Origin of the sequence: Bacillus xiamenensis, assembly GCF_001857925.1 — a bacterium.
GTDB classification, from domain to species: domain Bacteria; phylum Bacillota; class Bacilli; order Bacillales; family Bacillaceae; genus Bacillus; species Bacillus xiamenensis.
The window spans coordinates 496,683-518,529 of the sequence record NZ_CP017786.1 but is presented as its reverse complement, the minus strand read 5'-3'; the positions used below and the strand labels follow the sequence as shown (position 1 = coordinate 518,529).

At 39.8% G+C, this 21,847-nt stretch carries 20 protein-coding genes and 1 other annotated feature; of the genes, 18 read left to right on the top strand and 2 right to left on the bottom strand.

Going from position 1 to position 21,847, the window contains the following annotated elements; all coding sequences use genetic code 11:
- Positions 1-2 precede the first annotated feature (2 nt).
- From fabF to BK049_RS02550, 10 genes are all read left to right on the top strand, one after another.
- On the top strand, positions 3-1,244 hold the full coding sequence (gene fabF / locus BK049_RS02595) for a beta-ketoacyl-ACP synthase II (RefSeq protein ID WP_071167786.1): 1,242 nt from the start codon (positions 3-5) through the stop codon (positions 1,242-1,244).
- A gap of 77 nt (positions 1,245-1,321) precedes the next feature.
- Positions 1,322-2,119: a DUF2268 domain-containing putative Zn-dependent protease gene (locus BK049_RS02590; protein WP_008355281.1), complete on the top strand. Its 798-nt coding sequence runs from the start codon at positions 1,322-1,324 to the stop codon at positions 2,117-2,119.
- A gap of 167 nt (positions 2,120-2,286) precedes the next feature.
- A complete protein-coding gene (locus BK049_RS02585) occupies positions 2,287-3,267 on the top strand; it encodes an ABC transporter ATP-binding protein (protein ID WP_071167785.1) in 981 nt (326 codons plus the stop codon).
- A gap of 23 nt (positions 3,268-3,290) precedes the next feature.
- Positions 3,291-4,286, top strand: a complete 996-nt coding sequence (locus BK049_RS02580) for an ABC transporter ATP-binding protein (protein ID WP_071169177.1) — start codon at positions 3,291-3,293, stop codon at positions 4,284-4,286.
- Between the two features lie 82 nt (positions 4,287-4,368).
- A complete protein-coding gene (locus BK049_RS02575) occupies positions 4,369-6,003 on the top strand; it encodes a peptide-binding protein (protein ID WP_008355287.1) in 1,635 nt (544 codons plus the stop codon).
- Between the two features lie 77 nt (positions 6,004-6,080).
- The gene (locus BK049_RS02570; RefSeq protein ID WP_007499031.1) at positions 6,081-7,031 is read left to right on the top strand and encodes an ABC transporter permease; all 951 of its coding nucleotides are present in this window, start codon (positions 6,081-6,083) and stop codon (positions 7,029-7,031) included.
- Positions 7,032-7,064: 33 nt separating this feature from the next.
- On the top strand, positions 7,065-7,964 hold the full coding sequence (gene opp4C, locus BK049_RS02565; RefSeq protein WP_082194716.1) for an oligopeptide ABC transporter permease: 900 nt from the start codon (positions 7,065-7,067) through the stop codon (positions 7,962-7,964).
- Between the two features lie 116 nt (positions 7,965-8,080).
- Positions 8,081-8,833: an SAM-dependent methyltransferase gene (locus BK049_RS02560; protein ID WP_071167784.1), complete on the top strand. Its 753-nt coding sequence runs from the start codon at positions 8,081-8,083 to the stop codon at positions 8,831-8,833.
- 143 nt (positions 8,834-8,976) lie between these two features.
- Positions 8,977-10,263 carry an MFS transporter gene (locus BK049_RS02555; RefSeq protein WP_242059633.1) on the top strand — a complete coding sequence of 429 codons (1,287 nt, stop codon included), beginning with the start codon at positions 8,977-8,979 and terminating at the stop codon, positions 10,261-10,263.
- A gap of 72 nt (positions 10,264-10,335) precedes the next feature.
- The gene (locus BK049_RS02550; protein WP_008355296.1) at positions 10,336-11,088 is read left to right on the top strand and encodes a YjbA family protein; all 753 of its coding nucleotides are present in this window, start codon (positions 10,336-10,338) and stop codon (positions 11,086-11,088) included.
- Positions 11,089-11,123: 35 nt separating this feature from the next.
- On the opposite strand, the gene trpS is transcribed toward BK049_RS02550, so the two are convergent.
- Entirely contained in the window at positions 11,124-12,119 is a 996-nt protein-coding gene (gene trpS, locus BK049_RS02545) for a tryptophan--tRNA ligase (protein ID WP_008355298.1), read from the bottom strand.
- A 53-nt stretch (positions 12,120-12,172) separates the two neighbouring features.
- Positions 12,173-12,391, bottom strand: a binding site (T-box leader).
- Between the two features lie 482 nt (positions 12,392-12,873).
- Between trpS and BK049_RS02540 the strand changes: the two genes are divergently transcribed.
- From BK049_RS02540 to spxA, 7 genes are all read left to right on the top strand, one after another.
- Complete coding sequence (locus BK049_RS02540) at positions 12,874-14,511, top strand: peptide ABC transporter substrate-binding protein (protein ID WP_071167783.1); 1,638 nt, start codon at positions 12,874-12,876, stop codon at positions 14,509-14,511.
- Positions 14,512-14,627: 116 nt separating this feature from the next.
- Entirely contained in the window at positions 14,628-15,572 is a 945-nt protein-coding gene (locus tag BK049_RS02535; RefSeq protein ID WP_007499022.1) for an ABC transporter permease, read from the top strand.
- A gap of 3 nt (positions 15,573-15,575) precedes the next feature.
- Positions 15,576-16,493, top strand: coding sequence for an ABC transporter permease (locus BK049_RS02530; protein ID WP_071167782.1), 918 nt, complete (start codon positions 15,576-15,578; stop codon positions 16,491-16,493).
- A gap of 12 nt (positions 16,494-16,505) precedes the next feature.
- Positions 16,506-17,585, top strand: a complete 1,080-nt coding sequence (locus BK049_RS02525; protein ID WP_007499018.1) for an ABC transporter ATP-binding protein — start codon at positions 16,506-16,508, stop codon at positions 17,583-17,585.
- A 1-nt stretch (position 17,586) separates the two neighbouring features.
- On the top strand, positions 17,587-18,504 hold the full coding sequence (locus BK049_RS02520; protein WP_071167781.1) for an ABC transporter ATP-binding protein: 918 nt from the start codon (positions 17,587-17,589) through the stop codon (positions 18,502-18,504).
- Positions 18,505-19,034: 530 nt separating this feature from the next.
- Entirely contained in the window at positions 19,035-19,613 is a 579-nt protein-coding gene (locus tag BK049_RS02510; protein WP_008355315.1) for a GNAT family N-acetyltransferase, read from the top strand.
- A 193-nt stretch (positions 19,614-19,806) separates the two neighbouring features.
- Positions 19,807-20,202, top strand: coding sequence for a transcriptional regulator SpxA (spxA, locus tag BK049_RS02505; RefSeq protein ID WP_003211421.1), 396 nt, complete (start codon positions 19,807-19,809; stop codon positions 20,200-20,202).
- A 40-nt stretch (positions 20,203-20,242) separates the two neighbouring features.
- Here spxA and BK049_RS02500 read toward each other — a convergent pair whose 3' ends face one another.
- Positions 20,243-20,908 (bottom strand): TerC family protein, encoded by a 666-nt coding sequence (locus BK049_RS02500; protein WP_008355318.1) that lies wholly within the window; start codon positions 20,906-20,908, stop codon positions 20,243-20,245.
- 264 nt (positions 20,909-21,172) lie between these two features.
- Between BK049_RS02500 and mecA the strand changes: the two genes are divergently transcribed.
- A complete protein-coding gene (gene mecA / locus BK049_RS02495) occupies positions 21,173-21,838 on the top strand; it encodes an adaptor protein MecA (protein WP_071167779.1) in 666 nt (221 codons plus the stop codon).
- The last annotated feature ends 9 nt before the right edge of the window (positions 21,839-21,847 follow it).

Sequence of the window (21,847 nt, the reverse complement as noted above, 5' to 3'; positions counted from 1 at the left end):
TAATGGATAAGAAACGGGTAGTTGTTACAGGATTAGGTGCTTTGACACCTCTTGGCAACGATGTAGAGACAACATGGAAAAATGCTGTAGCGGGTGTATCAGGTGTTGGCCCGATTACACGTGTCGATTCAAGCGAATATACCGCAAAAGTAGCTGCAGAACTAAAAGATTTTAACATCGAAGATTACATGGAGAAAAAAGAAGCGAGAAAAATGGCGCGCTTCACACAATATGCAGTCGTTGCTGCTCAAAAGGCTCTAGAAGATTCACGCCTTGAAATTACCGATGAAATCGCACCGCGTGTTGGCGTGTGGGTTGGATCTGGTATTGGCGGACTTGAAACATTTGAAGAGCAGTTCGAAGTGTATTCAAATAAAGGGGCAAGACGCGTAAGTCCTTTCTTTGTCCCAATGATGATTCCAGATATGGCGACAGGCCAAATCTCCATTGCACTTGGCGCAAAAGGGGTTAACTCTTGTACAGTCACAGCGTGTGCAACAGGAACAAACTCCATTGGTGACGCATTTAAAGTCATTCAGCGCGGAGATGCCGATGCGATGATTACAGGCGGAACAGAAGCGCCTTTAACGAAAATGTCGTTTGCTGGCTTTTGCGCGAACAAAGCTCTTTCGACAAATCCTGATCCAAATACAGCAAGCCGTCCATTTGATAAAAACCGTGACGGATTTGTCATGGGTGAGGGAGCGGGGATTGTGGTTCTCGAAGAATTAGAGCATGCGTTAAAACGCGGAGCGACGATTTATGCAGAAATCGTTGGATACGGTTCAACTGGAGACGCATACCATATTACAGCACCTGCTCCAAACGGAGAAGGCGGCGTCCGTGCGATGAAAGAAGCGATTCGTGATGCAGGCTTAAAAGTGGAAGAAATTGATTATATCAATGCCCACGGAACAAGCACGCCGTACAATGATAAATTTGAAACCATGGCGATTAAAGAAGTGTTCGGAGAGCATGCGAATCAGCTTGCGATCAGTTCGACAAAATCAATGACAGGTCACTTACTTGGTGCAGCAGGCGGAGTAGAAGCGATTTTCTCTGTTCTTGCGATCAAAGACAGTGTCATTCCGCCAACAATTAACCTTGAAACACCAGATGAAGAATGTGATCTTGATTATGTAGCAAATGAAGCACGTTCAAAAGAAGTACAAGTTGCTTTGAGTAACTCACTTGGCTTTGGCGGGCATAATGCGACAATTATTTTCAAAAAATACGAAGCGTAATATGCTCTGAGAAGGCGGCGATCTATAAACAGATCGCCGCCTTTTTGCATATGATGAAAATGGAGGTGTTCAGCGGTATGGGTCTGATCAATACACAATATCTCATTGAGCAATCATCATCTTTTCAAGAGCTGGCGGCACGTTTTGTCCCTTATTTTAAAGGAGCATCGAAAAAAGAATGGTCATCTATTCTCACTCATTTACAGCATCACGGGATGGTTCGGTCATGGAATGCCTGCCAGGAAATGATCGACAAGCTCAAAGAAACAGGGTACTTCAAGCTCGTGATGAAAGAATACAAAGCGCTGCAAAAAGAGTGGGAAGGTCCTGATGTTCCTGTCTTTATTTTACCTGTCAATGAGAGCAGTAAAGAGATCAGAGAACAATTTTACTACCAATCCGGTATGGCATTTGACGACAAAATCTTTCTTTTTTTATCCCCGCATACGCCGAAAGAGAGAATTGCTACATTGCTGACACATGAATATCACCATGTATGCAGGTTGCATTTTCTCACGAAAGAAGAAAAAGATTTTACATTCCTTGATACAATCATGATGGAGGGGCTCGCTGAATATGCTGTGTATCATAGGTATGGAGAAAGCTATACAGCAAAGTGGACGACTTTATATGACGAAGCGCAGCTTCAGCGCATGTACAAAAAATGGGTATCCAGTCACCTTGATAAGAAAGTTCAGGACGACGAAAGACTGATACAGAACCTCCTTTATGGAAAAGGGAACTACCCTAAAATGCTTGGGTACGCCACTGGGTTTTATATCGTGAAAAAGTATTTCAGTGAGCACAGAATCAGCGAGGAGTCTATGATTGCAGAGCCTGCCGAAACCTTTTTAAAAGCGATAGAGTCACAATGAGAATAATTCACATAAAAAGTGACATATTACAATTTTACTAAATACTTCTTGATTTCGTCATGACGATGTAATAATATACAAATATAAATTTTGATCATTCTTTCTATTCTGAAAAGGCGGAATCTTTTGATTCGGTTCATTTGATCTATGAAGAAAGGGGCGAATGCATGAGCACACTGCTTGAAGTGCAAAACTTAAAAACATACTTTTTTCGAAAAAAGGAACCAATACCTGCTGTTGATGGCGTTGATTTTCGTATTAAAAAAGGAGAAACAGTCGCCTTAGTCGGTGAGTCTGGGTCTGGTAAAAGTATTACGTCTTTATCCATCATGGGTCTGATTAATGGGACTGGTGGGAAGATTATGGATGGTTCCATTAAGCTTGATGGAAAAGACCTTGTTACATATAGTGAAAAGGAATTGTGCAGTATTCGGGGTAATGATGTATCCATGATTTTTCAGGAACCCATGACCTCACTTAATCCCGTCTTAACCATCGGGGAACAAATAACAGAAATCCTCATTTACCACAAAAAACTTTCAAAAAAAGAAGCGACCAAAAAAGCGATTGACTTGCTGAAGCTTGTAGGTTTTTCCAGGCCAGAACAAATCATCAAAGATTATCCGCACCGTTTATCCGGTGGTATGCGTCAACGAGTAATGATTGCCATTGCGCTAAGCTGTGATCCGAAGCTCCTCATTGCGGATGAACCGACTACTGCTCTTGATGTGACCATACAAGCCCAGGTGCTTACCTTAATGAAAGATTTATGTTCAACCTTTGGTACATCTATTCTTCTCATTACGCACGATTTAGGTGTTGTGTCGGAAGTAGCAGATCGGGTTATTGTCATGTACTGCGGACAGGTTGTTGAAAACGGAACTGTCGAAGAGTTGTTTGATCAGCCGCTTCATCCATACACAGAAGGACTGCTTGAATCCATTCCGGTCATTGACGGAGAGATTCAGCCATTAACGGCGATAAAAGGAAATGTCCCTGCGCCAGATCAGCTTCCGGCTGGCTGCCGCTTTGCTCCTAGATGTCCGAAAGTCATGGATCGTTGCAAAGAAGAATTGCCCAAGCTGAACACATTTGAAAATGGCAGAAGCGTCAGGTGTTTCTTATATGAGGAGGCAAGCCAAACATGACACTTGCTGAAAATCAACCATACATGACAAAACGATCCGAGAAAGAAACCATTCTGGAATTAAAAAATATACGAAAACACTTTCCGATCAAAGCTGGAGTGTTGCAAAAGAAAGTAGGAGCTGTCAAAGCGGTTGACGGCATAGATCTGAAAATTTATAAAGGCGAAACGTTAGGAATCGTTGGGGAGTCTGGATGCGGTAAATCCACATTAGGGCGCACAATGATTCGCTTATATCAGCCAACAGACGGACAAATCCTTTTTAAAGGGCAAGATATTTCACATGTATCTGAATCAAAACTCAGACAATCAACAAGGAAAAACATCCAAATGGTTTTTCAAGATCCCTTTGCATCACTCAACCCTAGAAAAACACTTCGAAGCATCATCAAAGAACCCTACAAAACACATCACTTATATTCCTTAAAAGAAAGAAATGAAAAAGTAGAACAGCTTTTATCCAAAGTTGGCCTTCACCCAAGTTTTGCGAATCGATACCCGCACGAATTCTCCGGCGGGCAAAGGCAGCGGATCGGCATCGCTCGAGCGCTTGCCATGAATCCCGAGATGATCATAGCGGATGAGCCTGTTTCAGCACTTGATGTCTCCATTCAGGCTCAGGTCATTAATTTGATGGAAGAGCTTCAGGAGGAATTTGACCTGACCTATCTATTTATCTCTCACGATCTAAGTGTCGTTCGGCATATTAGCGATAGAGTCGGCGTCATGTATCTCGGCAAAATGATGGAGCTTGCGGATAAGCACAGCCTGTACGACGATCCGCTCCATCCATATACACAGGCGCTTCTATCTTCAGTTCCAGTCACCCGTAAAAAAGGCCAAGTGAAAAGAGAACGGATTATGCTGCAAGGGGATTTACCAAGCCCTGCGAATCCGCCAAAAGGCTGTGTATTTCACACAAGATGTCCGTATGCGAAAGGAGTCTGTAAAGAAAAAGTACCAGAATTTCAACAATTAAAGACGAATCACTTTGTTGCCTGTCACCTCTACGACGCTTAATCAGCTAGTATGATCTCAACTTTGAGAGGGGGGATGAAACGGGCTTCTGTCATCATTTTTAAACAAATAGGGGGAATTGTCTATGAAAGTAAGAAATAGAAAGTCCATTTTGGTCAGTTTACTGCTGATCTTTACACTGATCCTTACTGCTTGCTCTAGTGGAAATAAAACGTCAGGAGACAGTGAAAAGAAATCCACAGGTAAACCGGTACAAGGCGGGGATCTTGTCATCGGTTCAATTGCAGAGCCTACATTATTTAACTCGCTATATTCAACGGATGTAGCAAGTTCTGATATTGAAGAAAGAATTTACAGCTTCTTACTTCAAACAGACGGAAAGCTCAACCCGCAGCTATCGCTGGCAGAAGATATTAAAGAATCTGATGACGGCAAACAGTTTGATGTGACCATTAAAAAAGGCGTGAAGTTTCATGATGGCGAAGAACTGACTGCTGATGATGTTGTGTTTACATACAGCATTCCAATCCATAAGGATTACAATGGGGAGCGTGGATCAGGCTTTGAAGTATTAGAGTCTGTTAAAAAGACTGGAGATTACTCGATCGAATTCAAGCTGAATAAAAAAGATCCATATTTTTATAATGTCACCCTAGGAAGCTATGGCATTTTGCCAAAGCATATTTTAGGTGATGTGCCTGTGAAGGATCTTGGCGAAAATGAATTTAACCGAAAAAATCCAATCGGTTCAGGTCCATTTAAATTTGCCGAGTGGAAAGAAGGAGACTACGTCAAACTAGAAGCATTTGATGATTATTGGGATGGACGTCCTTATCTTGATACGGTCACCATTAAAACCATTCCTGATCAGAATGCAGCCATTGCCCAGCTGTCAGCAGGCGATATTGATTTCTTTGCTGTACCGGGATCAGAACTGCAAACAGTTGAAAAAATCAGCAACGTCAAAATCGAGTCTGATCTAGGATTGAATTATTCCTATATTGGCTGGAATCAGAAAAACGAACTTTTCAAAAGTAAAAAAGTCCGCCAAGCTCTTACACATGCCATTGATCGTCAAACGATTGTTGATCAAGTGTTAGAAGGAGACGGGAAAGTAGCCAACATTCCGGAAAGTCCGCTGTCATGGAACTATCCGAAAAATGAAAATGTCCCGGTTTTTGAATTTGATCAAGAAAAAGCGAAAAAGATGCTGAAAGAAGAAGGCTGGGAAGATACAGATGGGGATGGCTATCTTGATAAGGATGGCAAAAAATTCTCCTTTGTCTTGAAAACGAACCAAGGAAACAAGGTCCGTGAAGATATTGCTGTCGTTGTACAGCAGCAGCTCAAAGAAATTGGCATTGAAGCAAAGCCGCAAATTGTAGAGTTTAGTGCATTAATCGAACAAACCACACCGCCAAAATGGGATTATGATGCTCTATTACTTGGCTGGAGCTTAGCGACATTCCCTGACCAATACAGCATCTTCCATTCAAGTCAATCAGAAAAAGGCTTAAATAACATTTGGTATAAAAATGAAGAAGTCGATAAGCTGCTAGTTGATGCTAAGAACTTGAGTGATCGAAAAGAGTATTCGAAGGCGTATGAAAAAATTTATGAGCTGATTGCAGAGGATCAGCCCTACACGTTCCTTTATTATGCCAACTCACATCGCGCTATGCCATCTAATCTACAAGGCTACTCTTACCACCCAAAAGATGAGTATTACCAAATCGAAAAATGGTGGATTGAACAGTAGATGATGAGTGAAGAAGGGGAGGTTTCTCCCCTTTTTTCATCATAGTATAGCCATCCGATGAAAAAGGAGTTGTGCACATGGTTACATATATCATTAGAAGGACACTTCTTTCCATTCCCATTTTGTTTGGGATAACGATTTTGTCCTTTGCCATTATGAAAGCAGCACCAGGCGATCCGATGTCACTCATGATGGACCCGACTATTAGTGCCGCAGACCGGGAAGCCTTTATTGATAAGTACGGCTTGAATGATCCCGAATATGTGCAGTATATGAAATGGCTTGGCAATATGCTTCAAGGTGACTTTGGCACATCTATTGTAAAAAAAGGAACACCCGTGGCGGATTTGATTTTTGCCCGGCTGCCAAATACCCTCATCCTCATGATCTTTTCTACATTAGTTGCCCTGATTATTGCCATCCCATTTGGTGTTCTTTCAGCAAAACGTCCGTATACGAAGCTTGACTATGGCATTACAGTTACATCATTTATCGGACTGGCTATTCCAAATTTCTGGTTTGGCCTAATCCTCATTATGGTTTTATCTGTGAATCTAGGGTGGTTTCCGACCGGAGGTGTCTCTACCTTAAATGCAGATTTTAATCTATTTGACCGGCTTCATCATATTATTTTACCGGCCTTTGTTTTAGCAACGGCTGATATGGCCGGGCTTACACGTTATACAAGGTCAAGTATGCTTGATGTGATGCGGCAGGACTACATTCGCACGGCAAGAGCGAAAGGATTCAGAGAAAACAAAGTCATCTTCAAGCACGGACTAAGAAATGGTTTGATGCCTGTCATTACGATCTTCGGTCTCATGATTCCATCCTTTATTGGCGGCGCTGTGGTAGTGGAACAAATCTTCACATGGCCGGGTCTTGGAAAACTATTTATCGATTCTGCCTTTTCAAGAGATTACCCTGTGATTATGGCAATGACCGTGATTTCCGCAGTGCTCGTGGTTGTTGGAAACTTAATAGCGGATATTCTCTATGCGATCGTTGATCCGCGTATAGAATATTAGAAGGGAGCTGAAGCACAATTGGCACAACCTAATATGGGGACACCTCCTGTTGATCTCAAATTAAAAGAAGGCCTTCCGCCAAAACCAGAGACGATGCTTCGTTTATTTTGCGAGAAATTTTTCAAAAATAAATTGGCGGTTGTCGGCTCCGCTATTTTATTGGTCATTATCTTTTCGGCTATTTTCGCCCCAGTGATCGCACCTTACGCACCGGAACAGCAAGACTTATTGAAACGGCTACAGCCTCCAAGTGCAGAGCATTTTATGGGAACCGACAAGTTTGGCCGAGATATTTTTTCAAGGGTACTATACGGGGCGAGGGTGTCTTTATTGGTTGGTTTCGTCTCAGTAGTCGGAGCCATTACCATTGGTACCGTCGTTGGGGCGGTAGCGGGCTATTTTAAAGGCTTTGTCGATTCAGTGCTCATGAGAATGGTTGATGTGGTGTTGTCAATTCCAGATATTTTTCTTTTAATCACGCTAGTGACGATTTTTAAACCGGGTATTGATAAATTGATTTTAATCTTTGCATTGACCGGCTGGACAACAACGGCCAGGCTCATCCGCAGTGAGTTCTTATCACTTCGCACAAGAGAATTCGTACTCGCAGCAAGAACGATCGGAACGAAAAACCATGTCATCATCTTTTCGCATATTTTACCGAACTGTATCGGTCCCATTATTGTGTCTGCTACATTAAAAGTCGGTTCTGTCATTTTAGCTGAATCAACGCTTAGCTATCTAGGATTCGGCATCCAGCCTCCAACGGCGAGCTGGGGAAACATGCTTCAAGATGCACAAAATTTCTCCATAATGGTCCAAGCATGGTGGTATCCACTGTTCCCAGGGTTACTGATTCTACTTACCGTTTTATGCTTTAACTTCTTAGGTGATGGACTAAGAGATGCCCTAGATCCTAAAAAATTAAAATAATATGACATACTTAAGTAACAAAAAATGTATATTTATATCAAAAAAGGTTGAAAAAGGAAATTCAATATAGTACCATAGATTTAAAGTAAATAAGAGATTGAGAGGGGAGCTCCTTATTGTCTGCTAAAGTGGAAAAACCAATTTCAGATGATGGTACAAACTTTTTTGGTTTCCAGTATAAAGAGATTTACTCACGTCTTTTATCTCAAAATGTGAATGTGGAAATTGACTTCATTCAAAGAAAAATTCTGCAAAACTATAATCATCCACACATTTTAGATTTTTGTTGTGGACATGGAAGACACCTGCTTCAACTTTGGCAGGCAGGTTTTCAAATAGATGGACTGGATATTAATCAAGATTTTTTGGCGTATATTGAAAAAGAGTCAAATCACCAAGTGACAACATTTTTAGAAGATGGAAGAGACTTTCATCCCCCTAGAACGTATGATGTTGTGCTTAATATGGAAACATCAATTGTCTATATGTCAGATGATGAGAACATGAAAATGCTCAGGTCCATGTATTCATGTTTAAATGAAGGTGGGACATTACTTCTTCACCTTGCAAATCGAGAATTTATAATTAAGTATTTCCATCCACTTATCTGGTTTGGAGACGAAAAGACAGGCTATGCCTTAGAAAAAAGACAGTTAGATATAGTAAACAGCACTATTAAAATAGAACAAACAAGGATAGTGAATGACAAAACAACCAACCATGTCATCAAAATGAGGTTATATAGTGTAGCTGAAATTACAAATATGCTAAAAGATGTTGGTTTTATCGTCAAACATATTTATGGAGATTTTGAAGGTAATTCATATAACGTAGAAGCTCACAACACGATACTTTTATGCACAAAATGAAGCATTAAAGGGGGTGAGTCCTATGAAAACAAACGTTATCATCATCATCACAAAATAATTGACATTTATATTCATTCTGAGAAGTGCGTGTTCTATCACACGCACTTTCTTACGTAAATAGTTCAGAAGAGAAGATAGAGAGGTTGATTTTATTGATCGCTATCCTGAAGAAGCCACAATTCCTTATGTTTTGTATGGCACAATTAATTTCCCGTTTTGGGGACGGTCTTACAACTATTGTCATCCTTTATGTGGTTGGAACTACATCGAATGACCCGTTATTAATTGGATTTGTGTTATTTTGTCAATATTCACCAATGTTTTTCTTTGGCTTAATTGGTGGTGTTGCGGCAGACCGATTTCAAAAACATCATATTATGATTGCAGCCGATTTATTTCGGTCTTTCATATTAATAGGAATGATCTTTAGTTTAAACAATCCAGTGTATGTCATTACCCTCGTTTTTTTATCAGGTATAGGAAGTGCTTTTTTTTATCCAGCGCGCTCCTCGTATATTCCGGTTGTAGTGGGGGAAAAAAATATTTCAGAAGCGATGGGGGTTTCTCAAAGTATTTATTCCGTTATGCAAATTGCGGGTCCTGGAATTGCAGGCCTACTTCTTCTTTTCTTTTCACCGACAGCTCTACTCATTATTGATATTTTTACTTATAGTCTATCCGCATGTTTTATCTTGCTGACGGCTGTACTTGTGAGAAAGAACAATAAAGATGAGGAATCGAGTCCTTCAACTTCTAAAGAAAAACAGTGGACGGCGATCAAGCAAGGATTGAAAGTCGTATTTCAATCAGCACCACTTGCTTTTTTAATCCTTTTATTAACACAAGTCATGTTTATCGCAGGAATTTTTAATACCACATCTAACTCTATTTTGCTACAGGAGTTTCAAGTATCAGGTTTTCATTTTGGGATGATTGAAGCATTTTCGGGAATCGGAGCCGTCATAGGTTCCATTTTAGGTCCTTACTTGCTTGGAAAATTCAAACCTGGTTATATTTTAATGACAACGACGATCTTTATGGGAATTTGGATGATGGTCATCATACCGGTTGAGTTTCTAGAAGCACTGTTTGGGTTACCGCCAGTCTACCTTTGGGTTTTTGGTATCGGCTTAATGAATGCTTTCTTGAATGTGCCGATTAGCAGTTTATTTCTAGGGCTTACTCCAAATGCTTATAGAGGACGTGCAATGTCTATCTTACAAATGTTCTCTAACTTCGGTATCATACTTGGATTAATCATCGCCGGTATTTTTTCTAAATATATTGGTGTTATATGGATTACTGCCATTTCTGGCGGAGTATTGCTTGCTATCAGTTTATTGTCAATGAGGATGAAAGGTTTTGCGGCCTTATTAAATGTAACGAAAAAAAATAAAGACACTTCAACTGCAGCACAGCTTGAAGTTTAATAAAGTTGGAATAATTTCTCTATCCCTTGCCCATACTGTGGACAACAGTTTTTAAAAAGTGAGGGATTGGTTATGTTATTTCTTCATGACGTATGGGTGAATTGGTTTGAAGGGGAAGAGAATGGCTATAATGTATGCCATTTTCATGAGTGGCGCAAGGAGGACAGCGTGGAGCTGTTAGATCAAGTACCTTTACTTAAGGTGCAGAGTCCTTTGTTTGATTACATAGAGAATGATCTATCTGAGCTGCCGAAGACGCTGCTAGAATCTGTTTTTGAGAAATCATATATTCGCAAAAATCATGAACGGCGTAAATTAGAGTATTGCTTTGTGGTCACCGACGGCATTCGCATCATTGCAGTGGATACGATTGGGTATTCCATTCCTGTGAGAAAGAGCCGCTTAATCCCAAGGCAGGAGCAATTGGTGTATGAAATGGTGAAAGATGTGAAGGCGGAGGAATATGAATTTTCAACAGATCACCTTGAGTCGACGAAAGAGTATCATATTTTGTCATTGCCGCCGCAGCATATCAGCGGATTAACGAGAAAAGAAAGACAGCTGAAGCAGCTCATGTTTATGGCGCTTGATCAACTAAAGGGCCTTCAAAACCGGGCGGAAATTGCGTATTGGTATACGGAATGGAATCCGCGTATGTACAACCAGATCAAACGAATGTCTTTCGAGGAAATTTGGAACATGCTTTATAACGAAACCATTGATGGATGGTCAGAAAACCATTTAGCCTTTTGTGAAAAAATGATTAAAGGACAGCCATTTTTCGAAAAGCTTTGGGAAATGGAAAACGAATCAAAAGTCAATTAGGAAAAAGCTTGCAGCGTGTTCAGCTGCAAGCTTTCTTATTTGCGTTTTCTGCCAAGGCCCATCGCATTCTCCATTTTTTTCAGCATTTTGTTTGCCGCGCGGTTTGCTTTTTCAGCACCTTCGTCTAGAATACGGTCAAGCTCGTCTGACTCAATGAGTTCATAGTATCGATCTTGTATCGGTTTTAAAGCATCTATCACAACTTTCGCAAGATCTCCCTTAAACTCACCATAGCCTTTACCTTCGTATTTTTGCTCAAGCTCCGCAATTGATACGTTACCCAATACAGAATAAATTGTCAGCAAGTTGGCAATTCCAGGCTTGTTCTCTTTGTCATATTTGACGACGCCTTCTGAATCAGTCACAGCACTTTTAATTTTCTTTTCAAGCTGCTTTGGTTCATCTAATAAGGTAATGAAGGACTTTTGGTTCGGATCGGATTTGCTCATCTTTTTCGTTGGGTCTGTTAAAGACATAATCCGAGCGCCTTCTTTTGGAATTTTCACTTCAGGTACAGTAAAGATGTCGTTATACTTTCGGTTAAAGCGCTCAGCAAGCGTTCTTGTCAATTCCAGATGCTGCTTTTGATCCTCACCGACAGGGACTAAATCAGTACCGTATAATAAGATATCGCCAGCCATTAATGGCGGATACGTTAACAGACCTGAAACGACAGCTTCTTTCCCGGCGGATTTGTCCTTAAATTGAGTCATTCTTTCTAATTCCCCAATATAAGCGACACATTGAAGCATCCATCCTGCCTGGGCGTGGGCAGGTACCTCTGATTGGATAAACAATGTTGCTTTTTCTGGATCAAGTCCAACTGCCAAATAAAGTGCTGCTAAGCTTCTAATATTTTTGCGAAGGGCTAAGCGATCCTGACTTACTGTAATCGCATGCTGATCGACCACGCAAAAGTAGCCATGATAGTCATGTTGTAAATCAACAAACTGTTTCATTGCGCCAATGTAGTTCCCTAATGTCACAGAACCACTAGGCTGAATGCCTGAAAAAATCGTCTTCTTTGTCATACTAAAACCTCTTTTCTTCAATATAAAAAGGCCCACTCGTCACTTTTCAACAGAAAAGGGACGAATGAACCGCGGTACCACCCTTGTTATTTCAATCAGAAATCACTCAAGACGTTGATATCGGAGACTGCTCCGTCTAAGCCTACTAACTTTAGCAAGTGTTCGGTTAGCTGCTCCAAAGCCCATTCCATACATCCCATTATCTGCTTACACCAGCCGCAGACTCTCTGTAAATGGTGAATCTATGTACTCTTCTTTTTCATCGCAACAGTATGTCTATCTATTATAAAGGATGACCATGAAAAAGTCACGAAGCCTGTATGTGACCTTCTCATCATGTCGTTAGACACTTAAAATTTTAAATAAAAAAGTAACTATCTGTCAGAAATTTTTAAAAAAGGATGATTAATTATATGTATAAAACATTATTCCTGTTGAATTTGTTAAATTGTTTTAATCAATTTACGCTTTAATTTGTTGAAGTAATTGAGACTTTAGTTTATAAAAATCCCTCTTTATCCCCATTTACGTTTTTTAAAAATATGTGAAATTGATATTGCAATAAATTATTCTATTCATTATAATGAATTTGTTCACACGTTTGTGCTAGGCTCTTTACATAGTGAAAATTCAGAAAAAACAAAAGAAATAGAAAGTGAGCCTTTTAGGGACTTTTTTACGCTATTTCTTAAATCTGAATCTCATCTTCTATCGAGACCTTTGGACTAAAAACATATTATAAGGGGGAATACAGTTGAAAAAGCGTTGGTCAGTTGTTACTTTAATGCTTACTTTCACACTTGTATTAAGCGCTTGTGGTTTCAGCGGAAACAAATCAGGCGACAGCACGAGCAGTTCTGGAAAGGCTAAAACAACATTAAATGTGAATATCTCCACTGAGCCTTTTTCTCTACATCCGGGATTGGCAAATGATTCAACTTCAGGAAGTGTCATCCGTCAGACGTTTGAGGGATTAACAAGAATTAACGCTGAAGGTAAGCCAGAAAACGCAATGGCTTCTGATATCAAAACAAGTGCGGATGGTAAAACTTACACATTCACACTTCGTGATGCAAAATGGTCTAATGGTGACACTGTCACAGCAAAAGATTTCGAATATGCTTGGAAGTGGGCATTAGATCCTAAAAATGAATCTCAATATGCTTACCAGCTTTACTATATCAAAGGTGCTGAAGCAGCTAACAAAGGGGAAGCAAAAGTTTCTGATGTTGGCGTTAAAGCAAAAGACGACAAAACGCTTGTAGTTGAGCTAGAGAACCCAACACCGTTCTTTACTGAACTAACTGCATTCTATACGTATATGCCAATCAACCAAAAAGTGGCTGAAAAGAATAAAAACTGGTACACAAATGCTGGTGAAAACTACGTATCTAACGGACCATTCGTTCTTTCTAAATGGAAACATGGCGGTTCTATCACGCTTGAAAAGAACAATGAATACTGGGATAAAGATACTGTAAAACTGAAAAAGATTAACATGTCTATGATCAAAGATACAAACACTGAGCTTAGCATGTTCCAAAAAGGCGAGCTTGACTGGGCTGGTTCTCCAACAGGAAACCTTCCAACTGAGTCTTTACAAAAATTGAAAAAAGATGGCGGTCTTAAAATTCAAACGATCGCTGGTATCTATAACTACAAATTCAACACAGAAGTAAAACCTTTAAACAATGCAAACATCCGTAAGGCCCTTGCATACTCAATCAACCGTCAAGCGATCGTTGATAAAATTACGCAAGGTGAACAAGTTCCAGCGATGGCAATCGTTCCTCCAACAATGGACGGATTCACTGATAACAAAACAGGCTACTTCAAAGATCATGATGTAGCAACTGCTAAAAAACTTCTTGAAAAAGGTTTGAAAGAATTAGGTTATAAGTCAGTTTCTGATCTTCCAACATTGAAACTGTCTTACAACACAGATGAAGCCCACCAAAAGATTGCACAAGCCATTCAAGAAATGTGGAAAAAAGATTTAGGTGTAAAAGTTGAACTTGATAACTCTGAGTGGAACGTTTATATCGATAAACTTCACAGTGGAGATTACCAAATTGGACGTATGGGCTGGTTAGGTGACTTCAACGATCCAGTGAACTTCCTTGAGCTCTATAAAGATAAAGACGGTGGAAACAATGACACTGGATGGGAAAGCAAAGAGTACAAACAATTATTGAATGATTCTGCGAAAGAAACAGACAAAACGAAGCGTGAAGAATTGCTGAAAAAAGCAGAAGAAATCATCATCAACGATATGCCTGTAGCGCCAATCTACTTCTACACTCAGCTTTGGGTACAAGATCCAAAACTAAAAGGTGTAGTAGTATCTGGACTTGGTGATGTTCAATACAAATGGGCACATTTCGAAAAGTAAGAGTTATAGTGTAAGAGATCTACGGCAAGGATCTTAAGGTATATGGAGGATGTCTCTCCATATACCTTTCTTGCTGATTAGAGAAAATGTTGTAAAATCATGGAGGTGCAATTCCGTTGCTTAAATATATCGGTAAGCGATTAATATATATTTTAATCACACTGTTTGTTATTGTAACTGCAACTTTCTTTCTCATGCAGGCAGCACCTGGTGGTCCATTCTCTGGAGAGAAGAAACTTCCTGCTGAAATTGAAGCAAATCTAAACGAGCACTACGGATTGGACAAACCTTTATTTGTTCAATATGTAAGCTACTTAGGTTCAGTTGCAAAATTAGATTTTGGTCCCTCATTTAAATATAAAGGACAAACCGTAAATGACTTAATCAGTTCTGGATTCCCCGTTTCCTTTACCCTCGGAATTGAGGCAATTCTCCTCGCATTAGCATTTGGTGTATTGTTTGGGGTCCTTGCAGCGCTCTATCATAACAAGTGGCAAGACTATACAATTGCCATTTTAACGATCTTTGGAATTTCAGTTCCAAGTTTCATTTTAGCGGCGCTACTACAATATGTTTTTGCATCTGAGGCAAGCTTTTTAGCGATTTTCCCAGTTGCAGGATGGGAGTCTTGGGCAAGCACCGTACTACCTTCTATTGCACTTTCCTTCATGCCAATGGCATTTATCGCTAGACTTGCACGGTCAAGTATGCTTGAAGTACTAAACAGTGACTACATTAGAACGGCTAGAGCAAAAGGTTTAACGAAATCAGCTGTTACGATCAAACACGCCATTCGAAACGCATTGTTACCTGTTATTACATACATGGGACCAATGGCAGCTTCAGTGTTGACAGGTAGTTTTGTCGTGGAGAAGATTTTTGGTATTCCTGGTCTAGGCTCTCACTTTGTTACAAGCATTACAAACCGTGACTACACCGTCATCATGGGTGTCACAGTCTTCTACAGTATTATTCTATTAGTCAGTATTCTAGTCGTTGACGTCCTCTATGGTATTATCGATCCTAGAATTAAACTGACGAAGGCGAAGAAAGGGGTCTAACACATGGAAGAGTTGAAAAAAGATCTATTTGTGCCTGCGACAGCTAACGCAGCGGAATCTGAAAAAATTTCTAAACCTAGTCTATCTTTATGGAAGGATGCCATGCTTCGCTTCCGTGCAAATAAACTTGCAATGGTTGGGCTCGCAATCATCTTGATCATTGTGATTCTGGCGATTTTAGTTCCTATATTCTCCAAATATGATTATTCGACGACTGATTTGCTTAATGCAGACCAGCCGCCTTCAAAAGAACATTGGTTTGGTACTGATGATTTAGGACGAGATATGTTTGTTCGTACATGGGTAGGGGCGAGAATTTCGATCTTTATTGGTCTTGCTGCAGCTGTTCTTGACGTCATCATCGGTATTATTTGGGGAAGTATCGCTGCATTCAAAGGCGGCCGTACAGATGAAGTCATGATGCGTATTGCGGATGTTTTATGGGCAATTCCAACACTATTAATGGTGATTTTAATGATGGTTGTTCTGCCAAAAGGATTATTAACGATTATTCTCGCCATGACAGTCGTAGGCTGGATTAACATGGCACGTATTGTTCGGGGACAAGTTTTACAATTGAAGAGCCAAGAATACGTTCTTGCAGCACAAACATTAGGTGCGAAAACATCTAGACTTTTATTTAAACACTTGATTCCAAACTCAATGGGACCAATTCTTGTCACAATGACATTAACGATTCCTTCTGCTATTTTCACGGAAGCATTCTTAAGCTATCTAGGACTTGGTGTACCAGCTCCCTTAGCCAGCTGGGGAACAATGGCTTCTGACGGAATTCCGGCCATGACGTATTATCCGTGGAGATTATGGTTCCCAGCCGCATTTATCTGTATTACAATGTTTGGTTTTAACGTGGTTGGAGACGGACTAAGAGACGCTTTAGATCCGAAGTTGCGTAAATAAGGAGTGATTAGGATGGAACGTGAACGTATTCTAGAGGTGAAAGACCTTGCAATCTCATTTAAAACATATGGTGGAGAGGTTCAAGCCATTCGTGGTGTGAACTTCCACTTAAATAAAGGCGAAACACTTGCTATTGTAGGTGAATCTGGTTCTGGTAAAAGTGTAACATCACAGGCGATTATGAGATTAATTCCGATGCCGCCAGGATATTTCAAACGTGGAGAAATCTTGTTTGATGGGCAGGATATTGTCAAGAAAACCGAAAAACAAATGCAAACCATTCGAGGAAAAGACATCTCAATGATCTTCCAAGATCCGATGACTTCTTTGAACCCAACCATGAAGGTCGGGAAACAAATTACAGAAGTGCTTTTCAAGCATGAACAAATCTCAAAAGAAGCGGCTGAAAAAAGAGCGATCGAACTTTTAGAGCTTGTTGGGATTCCAATGCCTGAAAAAAGAATCAAACAATACCCGCATGAATTTAGTGGCGGAATGAGACAAAGGGTTGTTATCGCGATGGCACTAGCGGCAGATCCAAAGCTGTTAATTGCTGATGAGCCAACGACTGCGCTTGATGTGACGATCCAGGCGCAAATCTTAGAATTAATGAAAGAAATTCAGCAAAAAGTCGAAACATCCATTATCTTTATTACCCACGATCTAGGTGTTGTGGCCAATGTGGCTGATCGTGTAGCCGTTATGTATGCAGGACAGATTGTGGAGACAGGGACTGTTGATGAAATTTTCTACAATCCAAAGCATCCGTATACATGGGGACTTTTAGCATCTATGCCAAGCCTAGACACAGATGGAGGAGCTGAAGGGAAACTAACAGCGATTCCAGGAACACCACCAGATTTAACAAACCCGCCGAAAGGAGATGCATTTGCACTCCGGAGCGATTATGCAATGAAAATTGACTTTGAACAAGAACCACCAATGTTCAAAGTATCAGATACGCATTATGTGAAATCATGGCTACTTCATCCGAATGCCCCTAAAGTTGAACCGCCTGCTTCTGTAAAGGCGAGAATGCGTGAACTAGAAGGTAGCTACGAAAAACCTGTATTAGTAAAAGAGGGTGAATAGCATGGCAGAAAAACTGTTAGAAATTAAAAATTTAAAGCAGCATTTCCATACAGCAAGAGGAACTGTAAAAGCAGTTGATGGTGTCTCATTCGATATTTACAAAGGTGAAACACTTGGACTTGTAGGGGAATCTGGATGTGGTAAGTCTACAACCGGCCGTTCGATCATCAGGCTTTATGATGCGACAGATGGCGAAGTTCTCTATAAAGGAGAAAGCGTACACGGAAAGAAATCAAGACAAAAAATGCTTGAGTTTAACCGCCAAATGCAGATGATTTTCCAAGACCCTTATGCCTCACTTAACCCTAGAATGACAGTTCTTGATATCATCGCAGAGGGCATTGACATTCATGGTCTTGCGAAAACAAAACAAGCACGTAAAGAGCGTGTGTATCAATTGCTTGAAACGGTTGGTTTGAACAAAGAGCATGCGAATAGATACCCGCATGAATTTTCAGGCGGTCAAAGACAGCGTATTGGAATTGCTCGTGCATTAGCTGTTGAGCCGGATTTCATCATTGCCGATGAGCCAATCTCTGCACTAGATGTGTCCATCCAAGCGCAGGTTGTCAACTTAATGAAAGAACTGCAAGTAGAAAAAGGCTTAACGTATTTATTCATTGCGCATGACCTTTCCATGGTGAAATACATTAGCGATCGTATCGGTGTGATGTATTTTGGGAAATTGGTTGAGCTGGCACCAGCAAATGAATTATACGAAAACCCACTTCATCCTTATACAAAATCATTACTATCTGCGATTCCGCTTCCAGATCCTGATTATGAGCGTAACCGCAAACGGATTAAATACGATCCATCTGTTCATAAAGGAACAAATACGGAATTTCGTGAAGTCAAGCCAGGTCACTTTGTCAGCTGTACTGAGGAAGAATTCAAAGAGATCAAAGCAAAACAATAAGAACAGAGAAGAAGCACTGCGAGGTCAGTGCTTCTTTTTTTATTTTACAAAAAAATAAGTTGATGGTGATTTTTATGTAAAATGAGTAAATCAGGAGGAAATCAAATGTTGTGATGGAAGACGTCTCGCTATTCATGCTTTCACTTTTTTATCGTCACTATGCTTTTTTTCAATGTCTTTTTTAACAAAACCAAACGGAGGAAAGTGGATGATCGAATTTTTGTGCTCATTTGAATCATTTCGTTTTCGGTTGAATTTGCTGTATATCGGCGCACGAATAAACAGAAGGAAGAAGTCCGGCGTATGAAATACCTTTATTTCATCATGTTTCAAATCGCAATGACACTTCTTTTGTTTGTTTGCTTTCAAATGCTCATGAATCGTTCGATATAAAACTTTTTTTGTTTTGTTTGAAAAAAAGTGAAACCACCTATGACATTGCTGCGTCTTACTAGTACAGGCGTTTAAATAGCAGGAAATCGGGAATATCTAAGGAAGTGGTTCTTAACTATATGATAAGGAGCGGATCCATGAATTGGTATGAAAAGCTCAGTGAATACTTCCCGATAGAAGAAATGAAGTCAAAAGAGCATATGGAGGCTTTATTAAAGGAAAGAAGTGATATTTATCATAAGGAAGAAGGACCTCATCATGTGATGATGTACGCTGAATTTGATTCTTTCATCTTTATTGATTATTTATTTGTTTCCAAAGATGCGAGGGGTGAAGGCCTCGGCTCAAAGCTCATTCATAAGCTAAAGCAAAAAAAGAAACCGATCTTACTTGAGGTCGAGCCTGTAGATGATGATGATGCAGATACAGCAAAACGCCTAAAGTTTTACCAAAGAGAGCACTTCAAGCATGCAGAATCAATCGGTTATAAACGAAGGTCACTTGCAACAAATGAAGTGAACCGCATGGAAATTCTTTATTGGTCACCTCTTACAGATAACGAAGAAGAAATGATGGAGGCCATGAGGAAGACGTACGAAAGAATCCATACGTATAAAGATGAAAAATGGTATGGACAATCGTATGAGGATGTTGATGATGTATTGAAGGTCATTGAAAATAGAAAACAAAAAAATATTTTCGATCATCTCGACTAAATGAGAATGTTCAGACATCAAACAGCACCGCAAAATGAATGAAATTGTCTAGTTTTTGTCACAAAAATTGCAAGAAAAACTGTTCACACTTACTTTTTTATAGTATAATCACTATAAAGATTACTTATTTAGAACAATTTTAATTTGAGAATACAGATCAATATTCATTCTACAAATTGAGGAGTGAAGATTTATGGTAACATTATACACATCACCAAGCTGTACATCATGTAGAAAAGCAAGAGCGTGGTTAGAAGAGCACAATATCCCGTATCAAGAGAGAAACATTTTTTCTGAGCCTCTTTCAATCGATGAAATCAAAGAAATTCTTCGAATGACAGAAGACGGTACAGATGAAATTATCTCAACACGTTCGAAAGTATTCCAAAAACTAAATGTCAATGTTGAGACAATGCCGCTTCAACAATTGTATAAACTAATCAATGAGCATCCAGGTCTTTTAAGACGTCCAATTATCTTGGATGAAAAAAGACTGCAAGTTGGGTACAACGAAGATGAAATTAGACGCTTCCTTCCTAGAACGGTTCGTACATTCCAACTTCGAGAAGCTCAGCGACTTGCTAACTAATAGACAAAACGAAAAGCTGCCGATCATTTGGCAGCTTTTTTTATTTGTTTTCAGCGGTTTGTTCATAAAAGAGGCTGGCTAAAATGACGGTCGCTACGGTTAAAAAGGGGAGCAAAAATTCAAGTGTTGCATGCTGAGTCATAAATTCATTCAGTTTCACATCACGGACAATCATTTCTCCACCAGTAAAAGCTAACAGGGCGCTGCCTCCATATAAAAGAAACGGACATTTGATTAGTGCTGCATGAATCAGCTTACTTCCCCAAATAATAATGGGTACTGAAATCATTAAGCCAAAAGCGGTGAGCACCATGTTCCCTTTAGCGGCGCCTGCAACAGCAATCACATTATCAAGTGACATAAAAAGATCGGCAATGACAATGGTTTGAACAGCACGCCAAAGGGAGCCGCTGCTTTTAATCCGAATGGATTCTTTCTTTTGTTCAATTAACAAATTGTATCCTATATAAAGGAGAAAGAGACCGCCGATAAATTGCAAATAAGGGATGGTCAATAAATAAACAGCAGCACCAGTCATCGTAATTCTCATCAGCACTGCCAAAAGTGTGCCGATCCATATCGCTTTATTTCGTTTTTCATTTGATAAGCTTCGACTGGCCATCGCAATGATCAGCGCATTATCTCCACCTAATATGAGGTCTATGCCAATAATCATCAGTAAGGATACGATCCACTCTGCTTCCATCCAGTTCACCTCATTTCACTAAAAGAGCTCGTACCACCAATATATGAGGACAATTCAAATATATGTTTCTGCAAGTTTTCTCTGCAAAAAATGCGTTTTTATTTCTTTTATTCATGTTTTATCATAAAATAGACAGTACAAAGCAATACCTCAATTCTTTAAATGGTTAACATGTAGACGGAACGGGTAAAGTGTAGTAAAGTACTATTAATTGGGAGCTTGTATGTCCCTTCAACATCTTATATAGAAGGGAAGGTTGGCAAAATGGAAATCGAAAGAATAAATGAACATACAGTGAAATTTTATATTTCCTATGGTGATATTGAAGATCGCGGTTTTGACCGTGAAGAGATTTGGTATAATCGCGAGCGCAGTGAAGAGCTGTTTTGGGAAGTAATGGACGAAGTGCACGAAGAAGAAGAATTTGCAGTAGAGGGACCGCTTTGGATTCAAGTACAGGCACTTGATAAAGGTCTTGAAATTGTCGTGACAAAAGCCCAACTTTCTAAAGATGGACAAAAGCTCGAATTGCCGATTCCAGAAGATAAAAAAGATCAAACAGATGAAGAAAGCTTAGACGCACTGCTTGATGATTTTCATAAAGAAGAGCAGGATCAAGAAGAACATAATGAGAAGGATAAAAAACTTCAACTTCAATTCGTGTTGAAAATGGATGATTTTGAAGATTTAATTGCACTTTCTCAATTAAATATGCAGGATTTTACCACAAGTTTATATTCGTTTGAAAACCGTTATTATCTATATGTTGACTTCCACGAGGATTTGTCAGATGAGCAAGTGGAGAATAAGCTTAGCATTTTGCTTGAATATGCTCATGAATCAGTCGTCAGCATCTACAGACTGCAAGAATACGGTCAGCTGATTGTCAAAGAGAATGCGCTTGAAACAATTCAAAAGCACTTCTCGTAACAACAAAAA

What these genes read in the sequence shown, in the direction of transcription:
- fabF (WP_071167786.1), top strand. Translation starts at nt 3, where the DNA reads ATGGATAAGAAACGGGTAGTTGTTACAGGATTAGGTGCTTTGACACCT.
- BK049_RS02590 (WP_008355281.1), top strand. Translation starts at nt 1,322, where the DNA reads ATGGGTCTGATCAATACACAATATCTCATTGAGCAATCATCATCTTTT.
- BK049_RS02585 (WP_071167785.1), top strand. Translation starts at nt 2,287, where the DNA reads ATGAGCACACTGCTTGAAGTGCAAAACTTAAAAACATACTTTTTTCGA.
- BK049_RS02580 (WP_071169177.1), top strand. Translation starts at nt 3,291, where the DNA reads ATGACAAAACGATCCGAGAAAGAAACCATTCTGGAATTAAAAAATATA.
- BK049_RS02575 (WP_008355287.1), top strand. Translation starts at nt 4,369, where the DNA reads ATGAAAGTAAGAAATAGAAAGTCCATTTTGGTCAGTTTACTGCTGATC.
- BK049_RS02570 (WP_007499031.1), top strand. Translation starts at nt 6,081, where the DNA reads ATGGTTACATATATCATTAGAAGGACACTTCTTTCCATTCCCATTTTG.
- opp4C (WP_082194716.1), top strand. Translation starts at nt 7,065, where the DNA reads ATGGGGACACCTCCTGTTGATCTCAAATTAAAAGAAGGCCTTCCGCCA.
- BK049_RS02550 (WP_008355296.1), top strand. Translation starts at nt 10,336, where the DNA reads ATGTTATTTCTTCATGACGTATGGGTGAATTGGTTTGAAGGGGAAGAG.
- trpS (WP_008355298.1), bottom strand. Translation starts at nt 12,119, where the DNA reads ATGACAAAGAAGACGATTTTTTCAGGCATTCAGCCTAGTGGTTCTGTG.
- BK049_RS02530 (WP_071167782.1), top strand. Translation starts at nt 15,576, where the DNA reads ATGGAAGAGTTGAAAAAAGATCTATTTGTGCCTGCGACAGCTAACGCA.
- BK049_RS02525 (WP_007499018.1), top strand. Translation starts at nt 16,506, where the DNA reads ATGGAACGTGAACGTATTCTAGAGGTGAAAGACCTTGCAATCTCATTT.
- BK049_RS02520 (WP_071167781.1), top strand. Translation starts at nt 17,587, where the DNA reads ATGGCAGAAAAACTGTTAGAAATTAAAAATTTAAAGCAGCATTTCCAT.
- BK049_RS02510 (WP_008355315.1), top strand. Translation starts at nt 19,035, where the DNA reads ATGAATTGGTATGAAAAGCTCAGTGAATACTTCCCGATAGAAGAAATG.
- spxA (WP_003211421.1), top strand. Translation starts at nt 19,807, where the DNA reads ATGGTAACATTATACACATCACCAAGCTGTACATCATGTAGAAAAGCA.
- BK049_RS02500 (WP_008355318.1), bottom strand. Translation starts at nt 20,908, where the DNA reads ATGGAAGCAGAGTGGATCGTATCCTTACTGATGATTATTGGCATAGAC.
- mecA (WP_071167779.1), top strand. Translation starts at nt 21,173, where the DNA reads ATGGAAATCGAAAGAATAAATGAACATACAGTGAAATTTTATATTTCC.